The organism is Streptomyces sp. NBC_00012 (assembly GCF_045040875.1).
Taxonomy (GTDB): Bacteria; Actinomycetota; Actinomycetes; order Streptomycetales; family Streptomycetaceae; genus Streptomyces.
The window spans coordinates 5,205,640-5,221,277 of the sequence record NZ_CP108309.1; the positions used below are offsets into that span (position 1 = coordinate 5,205,640).

Sequence of the window (15,638 nt, forward strand, 5' to 3'; positions counted from 1 at the left end):
AACGAACACCGATGACGACCAACAACCACCGAGAGGCCGCAGTCGATGACTGCGGCCTCTCGGTGGTTGTTCCCAGCTAGATCCAGGTGTCCAGCCACATCCGGTCGCGCCACGACCCGTCGGGGATCGGTGTGCCCGTGTAGATCGGCCAGAAGTAGATGAAGTTCCAGATGATCAGCAGGACCAGGACGCCCGCCCCGATCGCGCCCAGCGTCCGCCGTCGGTCGCCCGTCGGATCGCCGGAACCCAGGCCCAGTTCCTCGCGGGCCCCCGTCCCGGCCGCCGGGCCCAGCATCGCGCCGATCATCATCGTCACCGCCAGACACAGGAACGGCACGAACACGACCGCGTAGAAGAGGAAGATCGTCCGCTCCTGGTAGAGGAACCAGGGCAGCCAGCCCGCCGCCACGCCGCAGGCGATCGCACCCGCCCGCCAGTCGCGCCGGAAGAACCACCGCCACAGCACGTACACCAGGGCGAAGCACGCCGCCCACCACAGCAACGGCGTCCCGATGGCCAGCACCTCGCGCGAGCACTTGCCGGTCTCCGACGCCGCGCAGCCCGACTGCTCCTCCCAGAAGTACGAGACGGGCCGGCCCAGCACGATCCAGCTCCACGGATTGGACTGGTAGGTGTGGCCGGACGTCAGGTTCACGTGGAATTCGTAGACCTGGTACTCGTAGTGCCACAGGCTGCGCAGCCAGTCCGGCAGCCAGGTCCAGTTGCCGCCCCGGCCGTCGGTCTGTGCCCAGTTCCGGTAGTAGCCCTTGCCGGTGACGATCCAGCCGGTCCAGGAGACGAGATACGTCAGGATCGCGACCGGGACCGTCGAGACGAAGGCCGGCACCAGGTCCCGCTTCAGCACCGCCACGTACGGGCGGACCGCCCCCGCGGTCCGGCGCGCGCCGACGTCCCACAACACCGTCATCAGGCCGAAGCCGACCAGGATGTACAGGCCGTTCCACTTGGTGGCGAAGGCCAGGCCCAGCATCAGGCCCGCGGTGATCCGCCAGGGCCGCCAGCCGAGCCGCAGGTTCTCCGCGACCTCCGCATCGGGGCGCAGCACCCCTTCCTCGTCGACCGGCAACGCCGCGGCGAGTCTGCGCCGCGCCCAGTCGCGGTCGATCAGGAGCGCGCCGAACGCCGCCAGCACGAAGAACATCAGCACCAGGTCCAGCAGCGCGGTGCGGCTCATCACGAAGTGCAGACCGTCGACGGTGAGCAGGGCGCCCGCCAGGCAGCCCAGGAACGTCGAGCGGAACAGCCGGCGGCCGATCCGGCACAGCATCAGCACCGAGAGCGTGCCGAGCACCGCCACCATGAACCGCCAGCCGAACGGCGTGAACCCGAAGAAGTGCTCACCGAGCCCGATGATCCACTTGCCGACCGGCGGGTGCACCACGTAGCCCGGGTCCACCGGGATGTCCACCTGCGACGGGTCCCGGAGGATCAGTTTGTCGATGTCCTTGGGCCAGTCACCCTCGTACCCCTGGTTGATCAGGGCCCACGAGTCCTTGGCGTAGTACGTCTCGTCGAATATCAGCGCGTGCGGGCTGCCCAGCTTCCAGAACCGCAGCACCCCGGCGACCAGCGCCACCAGCAGCGGACCGCCCCACGCCGACCACCGCACCAGGCGATCGGCCGTCGGCGGGGAGATCCCGAGCACCGCCCACAGCTGGATGCCGGGCCTGGTGTACGGCGGGACAAGCCGCTCGCGCAGCCCGATCCCGGGCCGGGGCGAATGGCCGAAGCGGCGCAGCCGCTGCTGCCAGGAGGCCGGTGCTTCGCCGTGCGGTTCCCCGGCGTCTTGGCCCTGTCGGGCTTCGGGCGCAGTACTCGTCACCGCGCCATCGTAGGGAACGCATCTGTGCGAGTGCCCTTCCCCGTGCTGGGAGGATGGTTCTTGTGACTGGAACGACTGGAACGCTGGTACTCGCAGGAACCCCCATCGGCGATGTGGCGGACGCCCCGCCGCGCCTCGCCGCCGAACTGGAGACGGCGGACGTCGTCGCCGCCGAGGACACCCGCAGGCTGCGCCGCCTCACCCAGGCGCTCGGCATCCACACCACGGGGCGGGTCGTCTCCTACTTCGAGGGCAACGAGTCGGCCCGTACGCCGGAACTCGTCGAGGCACTGACCGGCGGCGCCCGCGTCCTGCTGGTCACGGACGCCGGGATGCCGTCCGTCTCCGACCCCGGCTACCGGCTGGTGGCCGCCGCCGTGGAGAAGGACATCAAGGTCACCGCGGTCCCCGGCCCGTCCGCCGTGCTCACCGCGCTTGCCCTGTCCGCACTGCCCGTCGACCGCTTCTGCTTCGAGGGCTTCCTGCCGCGCAAGGCCGGCGAACGGCTCGGCCGGCTCCGCGAGGTCGCCGACGAACGCCGCACCATGGTCTTCTTCGAGGCCCCGCACCGGCTCGACGACACCCTCGCCGCGATGGCCGAGGTCTTCGGCGCCGACCGCAGGGCGGCCGTGTGCCGGGAGCTGACCAAGACGTACGAGGAAGTGAAGCGCGGACCGCTGGGCGAGCTGGCCGTCTGGGCGGCCGAAGGGGTGCGCGGCGAGATCACCGTCGTCGTCGAGGGCGCGGCCGAATCCGGACCCGGGGAACTGGACGCCGAGGAGCTGGTACGCAGGGTGCGGGTGCGCGAGGAGGCGGGGGAGCGGCGCAAGGAGGCGATCGCCGCCGTCGCCGCCGACGCGGGGCTGCCCAAGCGCGAAGTGTTCGACGCGGTCGTCGCGGCAAAGAACGCGGCGCGAACCGGTCCTGAAGAAGGCAAAGGACTGTCGTGAAAAGCAAAGCGAGAGCCGCGCACCCGGCCTTTCTGCCACGAGAAGGCCAAAAGCGCTCCAACAGTCGGCAGGGCCCGATGCGCTCCTGCCGGTAAGGGCGTCCACTGAATCAGGGACACATTCTCCAGGACGCTCGTCCGGAGTGCCTGTCCGGCGGACAAAGGAGCGGGCATGAGCGAGATCGCAGACAGCACCGCGCACGAGGCGTACGCATTCGCCTGCATGAGGTGTGGACACGGCTGGGAACAGGCCTACGAGATAGAGCACCACGTCGACGGATCCAACAAGGCCTTCGTCATATACAAGGCGGACGGGGAGCGGGTTCCCTCCCCCCTTTCCAGGCCCAGCTGCGCGAACTGCGGCGGACACGTGGTCCGCATCATGCGGTCCGGCCGGGTCTCCACCGTCCAGCGGCTGCTCCACAACCCCGAGCCGGCGCGGCCGGCGATCCAGGACGGCGAGGCCGTGGCCGCCGCGGGCGGCGGGCACCACTGGCACCTGTCCGACCTGCTGCACCCCTTCCACCGGAAGTAGGCACTTCCGGCTCCACCGGAAGTAGGCACTCCGGCTCCACCACGGTCCGTCCGGGCATGCCGGCGGAGCCTCGTACGATCGTCGTCATGAGCCGTACCGAAGCCCCGCCGCTGCCCGAACCCCTCCGGGTGCCGGTCGCCGATTCGCACACCCACCTGGACATGCAGGACGCGACCGTCGAGGAGGGCCTGGCCAGGGCCGCCGCGGTCAATGTGACCACCGTGGTCCAGGTGGGATGCGACGTGGCCGGTTCGCGCTGGGCCGCCGAGACGGCCGCCGCGCACCCGAACGTGCACGCGGCGGTCGCCCTGCACCCCAACGAGGCGCCGCGCATCGTGCACGGCGACCCCGACGGCACCGCGCGCCAGGGGGCGCGCGCGGCGGGCGGCACGGCGGCGCTGCACGAGGCGCTCGCGGAGATCGACGCACTGGCCGCGCTCGACCACGTACGGGGCGTCGGCGAGACCGGGCTCGACTGCTTCCGTACCGGCCCCGAGGGCATCGCCGCCCAGGAGGAGTCCTTCCGGGCCCACATCGAGATCGCCAAGCGGCACGGCAAGGCGCTGGTCATCCACGACCGTGAGGCGCACGCGGACGTGCTGCGCGTCCTCGCCGACGCGGGTGCTCCCGAGCGGACCGTGTTCCACTGCTACTCCGGCGACGCCGACATGGCCCGGATCTGCGCGGACGCCGGCTACTTCATGTCCTTCGCGGGCAACGTCACCTTCAAGAACGCCCAGCCGCTGCGGGACGCCCTGGCCGTCGCCCCGACGGAACTGGTCCTGGTCGAGACGGACGCCCCGTTCCTGACGCCCGCCCCGTACCGGGGACGGCCCAACGCGCCCTACCTCATCCCGGTCACCCTGCGCGCGATGGCGGCGGTGAAGGGCCTGGACGAGGACACCCTGGCGTCGGCGATCGCGGACAACACGGCACGGGCCTTCGACTACTGAGCGCCACGGCGGCGGGCGCGAATCGCGGGGCCCCTTACGCTTTACAGGTGAGCACCACTGAGCCCGACGCCCTCCTGGGCCCCGCAGACATCCGCGAGCTGGCCGCCGAGCTGGGCGTACGCCCGACCAAGCAGCGCGGCCAGAACTTCGTCATCGACGCCAATACGGTCCGCCGGATCGTACGGACGGCTCAGGTCCGCCCGGACGACGTCGTCGTCGAGGTCGGTCCGGGGCTCGGCTCGCTGACCCTGGCGCTGCTGGAGGCGGCGGACCGGGTCGTCGCCGTCGAGATCGACGACGTGCTGGCGGGCGCGCTGCCGGCCACCGTCGCGGCCCGGATGCCGGGGCGCGACGACCGGTTCGCCCTGGTGCACTCCGACGCGATGCTGGTCCGCGAGCTCCCCGGCCCGGCGCCCACCGCGCTGGTCGCGAACCTGCCGTACAACGTCGCCGTGCCGGTCCTGCTGACGATGCTGGAGCGCTTCCCGTCCATCGAGCGCACCCTCGTCATGGTCCAGGCCGAGGTCGCCGACCGGCTGGCCGCGCGGCCGGGCAACAAGGTCTACGGCGTGCCGTCGGTGAAGGCCAATTGGTACGCGGACGTCAAGCGGGCGGGCTCCATCGGCCGCAACGTCTTCTGGCCCGCCCCGAACGTGGACTCCGGACTGGTCTCCCTGGTCCGGCGCACCGAACCGATCGCGACGAGCGCGAGCCGGACCGAGGTCTTCGCGGTCGTCGACGCGGCCTTCGCCCAGCGCCGCAAGACCCTGCGGGCGGCCCTGGCCGGCTGGGCCGGCTCCGCACCCGCCGCCGAGGCGGCGCTGGTCGCGGCCGGGATCTCGCCGCAGGCCCGTGGCGAGTCGCTGACGGTCGAGGAGTTCGCCGCCATCGCCGAGAACAAGCCCGCCGGGGCCACCGGGGCCACCGAGCACAAGCCCTCCGGGAGTGGCGAGTGAGCATCACCGTCCGCGTACCCGCCAAGGTCAACGTCCAGCTCGCGGTCGGTGCCCCGCGCCCCGACGGCTTCCACGACCTGGCCAACGTCTTCCTCGCCGTCGGCCTGTACGACGAGGTCACCGTCACCCCCGCCGACGGGCTGCGCATCACCTGCTCGGGCCCGGACGCCGCCCAGGTCCCGCTGGACGCGACCAACCTCGCCGCCCGCGCCGCGATCGCGCTGGCCGAGCGGCACGGCATCGCACCCGATGTGCACATCCACATCGACAAGGACATCCCCGTAGCGGGCGGCATGGCGGGCGGCAGCGCCGATGGTGCCGCCGCGCTGCTGGCCTGCGACGCCCTCTGGTCCACCGGCGCCACCCGGGACGAACTGCTCGCCATCTGCGCGGAGCTGGGAAGCGACGTCCCGTTCAGCCTGGTCGGCGGCGCCGCCCTCGGCACCGGACGCGGCGAGCGGCTCACCCCGATCGACGTCGGCGGCATCTTCCACTGGGTCTTCGCGGTCGCCGACGGCGGGCTCTCCACCCCGGCCGTCTACGGCGAGTTCGACCGGCTGACGGCGGAGACCGACGTCCCCGTACCGGAAGCCTCCCCGGCGCTCCTCGACGCCCTGCGCACCGGTGACGCCACCGCGCTCGCCGCGGCGCTCTCCAACGACCTCCAGCCCGCCGCGCTCTCCCTGCGCCCCTCGCTCGCCGACACCCTCGCCGCGGGTACCGCGGCCGGCGCCCTGGCCGCACTGGTCTCGGGCTCCGGACCGACCACCGCGTTCCTGGTGGCGGACGAGGAGTCGGCCCGGAAGGTCGCCGAAGCACTGCTCGCCTCGGGCACCTGCCGCAACGCACGGACCGCGGTGTCCCCGGCACCGGGGGCCACGGCTGTCTGACGGTGTCCGCCGCTACCGGCCGTAGTGATAGCGGCACGAGACAATGCGTACCTCGTCCTCGACCACGCGGTAGATGAGCCGGTGTTCCTCGCTGATCCTGCGGGACCAGTAGCCGTGGAAGCCGTGCCGCAGGGGTTCCGGTTTGCCGATGCCCTCGTTTCCGTTGCGGACGACATCCTGGACCAAGGCATTGATCCGTTTGAGGACCTTCCGGTCCTGGGTCTGCCACCACACGTAGTCCGCCCATGCGGATTCGTGCCAGATGAGCTTCATTCGAGGAGCTCCCGTACCTCGCCGCCACCGTTCTCGAGATCGTCGATCGCCGCCAGGACGCGACGCGCGTTCTCGGGGCTGCGGTACAGGTAGGCCGTCTCCTTCAGGGACTCGTACTCGTCGAGAGCCACGATCACCACGGGCTCGTGACCGGCGCGCGTCACTATGACTTCTTCGCGGTCGTTGACGACGGCACTCAGGGTTTCCGCGTACTTGGCGCGCGATTCCGTGTAGGTCATGGTTCGCATACTCGCCTCCCGGCGTGAGTCCATGTACAGGAAGTTGTACGTACAGGAAAATGTACGTACGAGGTACCTGGGAAGCAAGGCCGCCCGAGGAATCCCGCCCCCGGGCCCCGTACCCTGGGAAGCCGATCGATCCCCCCCCGGGCAGGAGTGAAATGGCCGTCAATCTGGTCAATGTCGAGCAGGTCAGCAAGGTGTACGGCACCCGTGCCCTGCTCGACGGCGTGTCCCTCGGGGTGTCCGAGGGGGACCGGATCGGTGTCGTGGGCCGCAATGGCGACGGCAAGACGACGCTCATCCGGATGCTCGCCAGGCTGGAGGAGGCGGACAGCGGACGTGTCACCCACAGCGGCGGGCTGCGGCTCGGCGTCCTGACCCAGCACGACTCGCTCGACCCGCAGGCGACCATCCGCCACGAGGTGATCGGCGACCTCGCCGACCACGAGTGGGCGGGCAGCGCCAAGATCCGCGATGTGCTCACCGGGCTCTTCGGCGGGCTGGCCCTGCCCGGCTTCGAGCACGGCCTGGACACCGTCATCGCTCCGCTCTCCGGCGGCGAGCGGCGCCGGATCGCGCTGGCCAAGCTGCTCATCGCCGAGCAGGATCTGATCGTCCTCGACGAGCCGACCAACCACCTCGACGTCGAGGGCATCTCCTGGCTGGCCGGCCACCTGCGGGCCCGCCGCTCCGCGCTCGTCTGCGTCACCCACGACCGCTGGTTCCTCGACCAGGTCTGCACCCGCATGTGGGACGTCCAGCGCGGCACGGTCCACGAGTACGAGGGCGGCTACAGCGACTACGTCTTCGCGCGGGCCGAGCGGGAGCGGATCGCCGCCACCGAGGAGTCCAAGCGGCAGAACCTGATGCGCAAGGAGCTGGCCTGGCTGCGCCGCGGCGCCCCCGCACGCACCTCCAAGCCCCGCTACCGCATCGAGGCGGCCAACGAACTGATCGCCGACGTGCCGCCGCCGCGCGACACCAGCGAGCTGATGAAGTTCGCCAACGCCCGGCTCGGCAAGACCGTCTTCGACCTGGAGGACGTGACCGTCCAGGCGGGCCCCAAGACGCTGCTCACCCACCTCACCTGGCAGCTCGGCCCCGGTGACCGGATCGGCCTGGTCGGGGTCAACGGCGCGGGCAAGACCTCGCTGCTGCGGGCGCTGGCCGAGGCGGCCCGCACCCAGGGCGACGAGCAGCCCGCCGCCGGGAAGGTCGTCGTCGGCAAGACCGTCAGGCTGGCCTACCTCTCCCAGGAGGTCCACGAGCTGAACCCGAACCTGCGGGTGCTCGAAGCGGTGCAGCAGGTACGGGACCGGGTCGACCTCGGCAAGGGCCGCGAGATGACCGCGGGCCAGCTCTGCGAGCAGTTCGGCTTCTCGAAGGAGAAGCAGTGGACCCCGGTCGGCGACCTCTCGGGCGGTGAGCGGCGCCGGCTCCAGATCCTGCGCCTGCTGATGGATGAGCCCAACGTCCTCTTCCTCGACGAGCCCACCAACGACCTCGACATCGAGACCCTGACCCAGCTGGAGGACCTCCTCGACGGCTGGCCCGGATCGATGATCGTGATCTCCCACGACCGGTTCTTCATCGAGCGGACCACGGACCGGGTGATGGCGCTGCTCGGCGACCGCGCGTTGCGGATGCTGCCGCGCGGGATCGACGAGTACCTGGAGCGCAGGCAGCGGATGGAGGAGGCGGCCACGCCCTCCGCCGCACCCGTCCCGGCCAAGGAGACCACCGCCCCGGCCGCGGCCGTCTCCCCGCAGGCCGCCCGCGCGGCGAAGAAGGAGCTCCAGAAGGTCGAGCGGCAACTCGACAAGATCTCCACACGGGAGACCACGCTGCACGCGCAGATCGCGGAGCACGCCACGGACTTCGAGAAGGTGGCCAAGCTCGACGCGGAGCTGCGCGAACTGGTCGCAGAACGCGACGAGTTGGAGATGCGCTGGCTGGAACTGGCCGAGGACGCCTGACCGCTGCGGTGCGTCAGGTGTGACGGCTGGGGCTCGTGGGACGGGTGATACAAAGAAGCCTTGTCCGGCGCGGAAGCCGGGCCCGTCCGCACGAAGGGGGACGTGCTGATGACCCAGCCGCCCGGCCAGCAACCGCCGCAGGGGGGCTTCGGGGCTCCGTACGACCCCCCGTCCGGTCCGTACGGGCCTCCCACCCAGCCGTCGGGCCAGGCCGCCGGTCCGTACGGCACCCAGCCGCCGGGCCCGTACGGCCCGCCCACGCAGCCGCCCGGACCGTACGGCCCGCCCGGTCCGCACAACGCGCCCACCCAGCCCGGCCCGTACGGAGTGCCGTCGCAGCCGGGGCTGTACGACGCGCCGACGCAGCCCGGTCCCTACGGTGTGCCGTCGCCACCTCGGCCCGGTGGCCCCGCGGGCAGCGGCGGCGGAGGGTTCTTCCGGGGCAGGCGGGGGGCGGTCGTCGGTGCCGTGCTCGCGGTGGTGCTGCTGGCCGGCGGTGGCGTCTGGCTGGCCACGAGCGGGGACGGGACGAAGCCCGCGGCGAAGAAGAGCGGCGCCCCCGCGCCCAGCACCTCGTCCACGGGCAAGCCCAAGGGTGAGGACAAGGGCCAGGGGCCGAGCGACCTCCGTGCGGAGGCCGACGGGATCAACGCCAAGCGCAAGCCGGGCGAGGCGAAGGTCCTCTGGCTCCAGGAGGGCGGCGTCGACCTGCCGGCCAACGGCTCGGACGTGTACGGCCCCTGGATCGTCGGTGACACCGTCGTCAAGGCGATGTTCCAGACCGTCTCCGGCTACTCCGTCGCCGACGGCAGCCAGAAATGGAGCCTGCGCCTGCCGGGCGCCATGTGCGCGGCCCCTTCGCAGGCCACCGCCGACGGCAAGATCGCCCTCGGGGTCCAGACCGGTCACGGCGACCAGGCGATCTGCAGCGCGCTCCAGATGGTCGACCTCGCGACCGGCAAGGCGGGCTGGTACAAGAAGTTCAAGCGGCAGGGCACCTGGGACCTGCTCTCCAACCCCGCGATGGCGATCAACGGCGACACCGTGACCATCGGGCGCACGACCAGGACGGACGCCTTCCGGGTCAGCGACGGCAAGGTGCTCTTCGGGCGACTGCCGGGCAACTGCCAGCCGTTCGGCTTCGCGAGCGGCCCCGTGGCGATCGCCGCGGCCAGCTGCCAGACGGCTGCCGACGACCACAAGGAACAACTGGTGGAGCGGATCGACCCCGCCACCGGCAAGGTCCTGTGGAAGTACGAGGTCAAGAAGGGCTGGGAGATCGCGCAGTTCTACTCGGTCAGCCCGCTGGTCGTCTCCCTGAAGAAGGGGGACCAATGGGCGATCATCATGCTCAACGCGAACGGCACCTACCGCTCCCAACTGGTCGGCGGCGACGAGAACTACAAGACGCAGTGCGACACCGACGTGGCGTCCGACGGCAGGAACCTCGACAACTGCCTCGGGGTGGCGGCCGACGACAGCACGGTCTATCTGGCGACCAAGCCCGCCGAGTCCGACCCCACCAACAAGGTCGTCGCCTTCGACCTGGCCGGCGGGAAGACGAAGTGGAAGGCCGCAGCCCCCGCCGGGCAGACCCTGATGCCGATGCGGGTGGAGGGCGGCAGGGTGCTGATGTACCTGTCGGCGGCGAAGAACAAGGGCGGCGGCATCGCAGCCCTCCCGCCGACCGGCGGCGCACCGCAGATGGTGGTGCGGCACCCGGCCGCCGGGGCGGCGGCCGAACGCGCGCTCTTCGACAGCCGGATCGCCTACGTGAACGGCCGTTCCCTCCTCCTGAGCACGAGCATCAGCGGGGTCGAGGACGGGGACGAGATGCGGGCGAAGTCGATGGCGGCCTTCGGCAACTGACGGTCCGAGGCGTAACGGAGGCATCACGGGGCGGTTCTCCCTTGGGAACAGGGGGTGGACCGCCCCGGTGCCCGAGGTCTCGCGGGTGGTACAAAGAAGCCCCGCTCGACTGACGTAACGCCGCGGGATCCATGCCTGATTCGCTCCTTTCCAGGAAGTTCAGGGGGTTTCGGCCCCGTGGCGCTCCACGGAATCGCGGGGGAGATCGGACCGGGCACCCGGACCGCACGAAGGGGGACGTGCTGATGAGCCAGCCGCCCAACCAGCAACCGCCGCAGGGTGGCTTCGGCGCGCCGCAGGAGCCGCCGCAGGGAAGTCCGCAGCCGCCGCAGACGCCGCCACCGGCTCAGCCGCCCACCCAGCCGGGCTACGGCTACCCGCAGGCACCCGGCCAGCCGCCGGCCCAGGCCCCCGGCTACCCGCAGCAGCCCGGCCAGCAGCCCGGCCCGTACGGTCAGCAGCAGTCGGGCCCCTACGCCCAGCAGCCCGGTCCGTACGGTCAGCAGCCCGGCCCCTACGGCCAGCAGCCGGGGCCGTACGGTCAGCAGCCCGGTTACGGCTACCCGCAGCAGCAGTACCCCGGCGCACCGGCCCCCGGCGGTCCGGGCGGCGGCTCCTCCAAGCGCAAGCCCGCGATCATCATCGGTGCCGCGGCCGCCGCGCTCCTGGTGATCGGCGGCGGCATCTTCGTCGCCACGAGCGGGGGCGACGACGACAAGAAGCCCGTCGCGAAGGAGAGCGGCGACGCCAAGCCGAGCACGTCGCCCTCCGTCGACGAGGGCAACGGCAACGGCGACGGCGAGGGCCGCGACGGCGGCGACGACCTCAACGCCGGGCGCAAGGCCGGCGAGGCGAAGGTCCTCTGGCTCCAGAAGAACGACATCGACCTGCCGCGCAACGGCGCCGACGTGTACGGCCCCTGGGTGGCCGGCGACACGATCGTCAAGGGCATGTACCGCTCGATCTCCGGCTACTCGGTCGCCGACGGCAAGCAGAAGTGGACCCTCAAGCTGCCCGCCGACCTCTGCGCGGCACCCTCGCAGCCCGCGGCCAACGGCAAGATCGTCATCGGGGTCAAGAACGGCACCACCGACAAGGCGGACTGCGCCGATCTCCAGATGATCGACCTCGCCACGGGCAAGGCCGGCTGGAAGAAGTCGATCAAGCAGAACGGCACCTGGGACTTTCTTTCGGACATCTCGCTGGCCATCAGCGGCGACACCGTGACGGTCGGGCGCACCGGCAACTCCAACGCCTACCGGGTCAGCGACGGCAAGGAACTGTTCGGCAAGCCGTCGGGCATCTGCCAGCCGTTTGCCTTCGCCGGCGGATCCAAGCTGATCGCCGCCTCCAGCTGCCGCACCGACGACGTCAACAACCCGCAGCACCAGATCCAGGAGCTCGACCCGAACACGGGGAAGGCCAGGTGGACCTACCGGCCCAAGCGCGGCTGGGAGATCGACAAGGTCTACTCGGTCAGCCCGCTGGTGGTCTCGCTGAAGAAGGACAAGGAGTGGAGCATCCTCGCGCTGAAGGAGAACGGCTCGCTCCGTACCGGCATCACCAGCGACAAGGGTGACAAGTTCGCACCGGACTGCGGCAGCGCCTTCGCCATCTTCGGCAAGTCCCTCGACGGCTGCACCGGAGTCGCCGCCGACGCCAACACCTTCTACATGGCGACCGCGCCCGACTCCAGCGGCACCGCCCGTACGAACAAGGTCGTGGCGTTCGACCTGAACACCGGGAAGAGCAAGTGGAAGGCCGCCGCCCCGGCCGAGCGCACGGTGAAGCCGCTGCGCATGGAGGGCGGCAACGTGCTGCTCTACGTGGAGTCCGGCTACGAGAAGGGCGGCGGCATCGCCACCCTCGCACCGACCGGCGGCGCCCCGCGGATGCTGTTGCAGCACCCCACGTCGACGTCCGCGATCGAGAGCGACTTCTACAACTCGAAGATCCTCTACGCGGGCGGCCGTTCGTTCATCGCGAGCGGCCGGGTCAGCGCCAGGAACGACAAGGAAGAGCTGGAGACGAAGACCATGATGGCCTTCGGCAACTGACGGCTCACGACGCCCCTCGACGGCACCACCCGGCCGTCGGAGCCCCACGGCTCATGACCGGCAGCGGCCGGCGCACGACCGACCGCTGCCGGCCCCGTCCCACCGACTCCCTTTCCCCAGAGGTACGTACGCCATGACGCAGCCGCCCCAGCCGCCCAACGATCCGCCCCAGGGCGGATTCGGTGCCCCGCAGGACCCCCCGCCCGGTGGATTCGGCGCCCCGACGCCGCCACCCGCGGACCCGTTCGGCAAGCAGCCGGCCACCCCGCCCGCGGGCGGGTTCGGCGCCCCGACGCCGCCGCCCGCGGACACCCCGCCGCCCACCGGTGCTCCGCAGCAGCCGGGCCCCGGTTACGGCTACCCGCAGGGCCAGCAGCCGGGCTACGGCTACCCGCAGAACCAGCCCCCGCAGCCCGGTTACGGCTACCCGCAGGCGCCGGTGCCCGGACAGCCGCAGCAGGGCTACGGCTTCCCGCAGGGCATGCCGCCGGGTCAGCCGCCGCAGCAGGGGTACGGCTACCAGACCACCCCGATGCAGCAGCCGCCGACGCCGCCGCAGAACGGGAACGGCGCCAAGAAGTTCTCCACCCAGATGCAGATCATCGTCGCCGCCTCGGTCGCCGTGGTGCTGATCGTCGCGGGCGGCATCTGGTACGCCTCCGGCGACGACGGCGGCAAGAAGGAGGAGGCGTCCTCGTCCAGCGGCTCCACCGAGGGCAAGGGCGGCGAGGCCAAGGGCGGCAACGCCGTCGACGGCGCCGGCAAGGAGAAGGCCCCCGCGGACCCCAAGTCCAAGGTCGCCTTCCAGCTGCCGCTGCCCAAGGTCACCGACGTCACCAAGGTCGACGGCTCCTGGCTGACCGACAAGGCGTACGTGAAGACCGGCCTGAACGAGATCGTCGCCTACGACCCGGCCAAGGGCACCAAGCTCTGGTCCATCCCGCTGGCGGGCCAGGTCTGCGCCGCCTCCCGGCACATGTCCAAGGACTTCAAGACCGCGATCGCCTTCGAGCAGAGCAAGCCGTCGAAGGCCACCAAGTACCCGCCGTGCAACCAGGTCGGCGCGCTCGACCTGAGCACCGGCAAGCTGCTGTGGAGCAAGTCGGTCACCGCCGCCACCAGTGGTGACGCGGCGGTCAGGTTCGACGAGGTCACGCTCAGCGGCACCACGGTCGCCGCGGGCGGAACCGAGGGCGGCGCCGCCTTCGACCTCAACACCGGCGCCGAGCGCTGGAAGCCCAAGGCCACCACGGACGGCTGCTACGACAAGGGGTACGGCGGCGGCGAAGCACTCGCGGTGGTCCGCAAGTGCGGTTCGTACGACGACCCGCAGCTCGTCATCCAGGCGCTGAACCCCACCACCGGCGCCCCGATCTCCTCGTTCAAGATGCCGCCCGGTGTCGACTACGCGAGCATCGTCTCCACCAAGCCGCTGGTCGTCGCGGCCGACGTCGGCGACACCGCCGGTGACGGCAGCGGCATCTCGGACTTCTTCTCGATCGACGCCTCCACCGGCAAGCTGCTCACCAGGATCGCGGCGGACGGCGAGAAGTACGCGGCGCGCTGCGCCTCCACCGAGGTCGAGAGCTGCAGCCAGCTGGCCGTCGGCAACAACCGCATCTACGTGCCGACCGAGGACCACGAGGGCACCGGCGAGTACGGCGACACCAACGAGATCGTCTCCTTCGACCTCACCACCGGCAAGCCGACCAGCGACAAGGCCGACGCGGGCGACCGCTACACGATGTTCCCGATCCGCATGGACGGCGGCAACATCATCGCCTACCGGGTTCCCCCGTACGACAAGGGCGGCCAGGTCGTCTCCATCGACGGCGCCACGTTCAAGCAGACGGTGCTGATGGAGAACCCGAGCGACGAGTCCATCCGGGACGCGGAGACCAGCTTCACGCCGGACTACTCCGAGTTCCGCTACAGCGACGGGCACCTGTTCCTGGCCAGCACGATGGTCAGCAAGCCGAGCGGATCGCTGGACACGAGCCGCCGACTGGTGGTCAGCTTCAGCAGGCCGTAGCGGTAAGCCGTACGCGTGCGGGGGTGGTGTCCGGGCAACGGACACCACCCCCGCACGCGTACGGGATCAGGCGCCGGAGGCGGTCCGCAACGGCCGGCAGGCAGATCACAGCGCTGATCAGTCGGACACGGCGCACCCCCAACCGGTCCTGAACGCACGTCGATCCGGCGTTCCGGAGCCTTTTGGCCGGTAAGAGCCCGCGGCGTCGAACAAGCGTGTAGCTTGCCGGGTCAGGAAAGCCGGGGGGCCCGGTGTGCCGGTGCTACGGGGGTGTGCTCGATGGGCGTGCGGTTGATGGTGGTCGATGATCACAGACTGCTCGCCGAGGCGCTCGCCTCGGCGCTGAAGCTGCGGGGCCACCGGGTCCTCGCGGCGGCCGCACCGACGTCCGGGGTGGCGGAACTGGTGGTCAGCAGGGCCCCGGAGGTCTGCCTGTTCGGCACCTCGGCACCGGCCGAGCCCGGCGTCTTCGACCCGATCGTACGGATCCGGCGCGAGCGCCCCCAGGTGGCCGTCGTCGTCCTCGGACCGGTGCCCAGCCCGCGCGGGATCGCGGCGGCCTTCGCGGCGGGGGCCGCGGGATACGTCCGCCACGACGAGCGGATGGACGGCGTCGAGCGGGCGATGGTCAAGGCGCGCGCCGGAGAGGCGGTGGTGGCGCCGCAGCTGCTCCAGGGCGCCTTCGCCGAGCTGCTCAATCCCGCCGCGGCACCGGACGACGAGGGGCAGCGGCTGCTACAGATGCTCACCCCGCGCGAGGTCGAGGTCCTGGTGCGGGTCGCCGAGGGGGAGGACACCCGGCTGATCGCGGCCGGGATGCGGATCGCACCGAGCACCGCGCGTACGCATGTGCAGCGGGTGCTGATGAAGCTGGGCGTCGGCTCCCGGCTGGAGGCCGCGGCACTCGCGGCCCGCACGGGGCTGCTGGACCGCGCGGCACCGGCCGAGCGGCCGGGACGACCGGGGCAACAGCTGAGCAGCTGAGCAGCTGAGCAGCCGAACGCGCTGGGCCGAGCCCTGTCCCCGTACGGCCGCCGCACACACTCGGACACCCGAGCACCCG

The 15,638-nt window shown here is 71.2% G+C and carries 13 protein-coding genes; 10 read left to right on the top strand and 3 right to left on the bottom strand.

Going from position 1 to position 15,638, the window contains the following annotated elements; translation table 11 throughout:
• Positions 1 to 76: 76 nt before the first annotated feature.
• Entirely contained in the window at positions 77 to 1,843 is a 1,767-nt protein-coding gene (locus tag OHA19_RS24035; protein ID WP_405713474.1) for a dolichyl-phosphate-mannose--protein mannosyltransferase, read from the bottom strand.
• Positions 1,844 to 1,896: 53 nt separating this feature from the next.
• Here OHA19_RS24035 and rsmI point away from each other — a divergent pair, with 53 nt between their 5' ends.
• From rsmI to OHA19_RS24060, 5 genes are all read left to right on the top strand, one after another.
• Positions 1,897 to 2,793, top strand: a complete 897-nt coding sequence (rsmI, locus tag OHA19_RS24040) for a 16S rRNA (cytidine(1402)-2'-O)-methyltransferase (RefSeq protein ID WP_405713472.1) — start codon at positions 1,897 to 1,899, stop codon at positions 2,791 to 2,793.
• Positions 2,794 to 2,964: 171 nt separating this feature from the next.
• On the top strand, positions 2,965 to 3,327 hold the full coding sequence (locus tag OHA19_RS24045) for a hypothetical protein (protein ID WP_405713470.1): 363 nt from the start codon (positions 2,965 to 2,967) through the stop codon (positions 3,325 to 3,327).
• Positions 3,328 to 3,413: 86 nt separating this feature from the next.
• Positions 3,414 to 4,280 carry a TatD family hydrolase gene (locus OHA19_RS24050; RefSeq protein ID WP_405713468.1) on the top strand — a complete coding sequence of 289 codons (867 nt, stop codon included), beginning with the start codon at positions 3,414 to 3,416 and terminating at the stop codon, positions 4,278 to 4,280.
• Between the two features lie 47 nt (positions 4,281 to 4,327).
• A complete protein-coding gene (gene rsmA / locus OHA19_RS24055; protein WP_405751536.1) occupies positions 4,328 to 5,236 on the top strand; it encodes a 16S rRNA (adenine(1518)-N(6)/adenine(1519)-N(6))-dimethyltransferase RsmA in 909 nt (302 codons plus the stop codon).
• Positions 5,233 to 6,126 (top strand): 4-(cytidine 5'-diphospho)-2-C-methyl-D-erythritol kinase, encoded by an 894-nt coding sequence (locus OHA19_RS24060; RefSeq protein ID WP_405751538.1) that lies wholly within the window; start codon positions 5,233 to 5,235, stop codon positions 6,124 to 6,126. Before rsmA ends, OHA19_RS24060 begins: the two co-directional genes overlap by 4 nt.
• Before the next feature lie 12 nt (positions 6,127 to 6,138).
• On the opposite strand, the gene OHA19_RS24065 is transcribed toward OHA19_RS24060, so the two are convergent.
• A complete protein-coding gene (locus tag OHA19_RS24065) occupies positions 6,139 to 6,399 on the bottom strand; it encodes a Txe/YoeB family addiction module toxin (protein ID WP_405713463.1) in 261 nt (86 codons plus the stop codon).
• Positions 6,396 to 6,647, bottom strand: a complete 252-nt coding sequence (locus OHA19_RS24070; protein ID WP_189545522.1) for a type II toxin-antitoxin system Phd/YefM family antitoxin — start codon at positions 6,645 to 6,647, stop codon at positions 6,396 to 6,398. Before OHA19_RS24070 ends, OHA19_RS24065 begins: the two co-directional genes overlap by 4 nt.
• 152 nt (positions 6,648 to 6,799) lie before the next feature.
• On the opposite strand from OHA19_RS24070, the gene OHA19_RS24075 reads away from it, so the two are divergent.
• The 5 genes from OHA19_RS24075 (at position 6,800) to OHA19_RS24095 (ending at position 15,559) form a co-directional block, all read left to right on the top strand.
• Positions 6,800 to 8,617 carry an ATP-binding cassette domain-containing protein gene (locus OHA19_RS24075; RefSeq protein WP_405751541.1) on the top strand — a complete coding sequence of 606 codons (1,818 nt, stop codon included), beginning with the start codon at positions 6,800 to 6,802 and terminating at the stop codon, positions 8,615 to 8,617.
• Between the two features lie 108 nt (positions 8,618 to 8,725).
• Positions 8,726 to 10,486 (top strand): PQQ-binding-like beta-propeller repeat protein, encoded by a 1,761-nt coding sequence (locus OHA19_RS24080; RefSeq protein WP_405721550.1) that lies wholly within the window; start codon positions 8,726 to 8,728, stop codon positions 10,484 to 10,486.
• Positions 10,487 to 10,731: 245 nt separating this feature from the next.
• A complete protein-coding gene (locus tag OHA19_RS24085; RefSeq protein WP_405713458.1) occupies positions 10,732 to 12,543 on the top strand; it encodes a PQQ-binding-like beta-propeller repeat protein in 1,812 nt (603 codons plus the stop codon).
• Between the two features lie 133 nt (positions 12,544 to 12,676).
• The gene (locus tag OHA19_RS24090) at positions 12,677 to 14,575 is read left to right on the top strand and encodes a PQQ-binding-like beta-propeller repeat protein (RefSeq protein WP_405713456.1); all 1,899 of its coding nucleotides are present in this window, start codon (positions 12,677 to 12,679) and stop codon (positions 14,573 to 14,575) included.
• 279 nt (positions 14,576 to 14,854) lie between these two features.
• Positions 14,855 to 15,559 carry a LuxR C-terminal-related transcriptional regulator gene (locus tag OHA19_RS24095; protein ID WP_405713455.1) on the top strand — a complete coding sequence of 235 codons (705 nt, stop codon included), beginning with the start codon at positions 14,855 to 14,857 and terminating at the stop codon, positions 15,557 to 15,559.
• Positions 15,560 to 15,638: the final 79 nt, after the last annotated feature.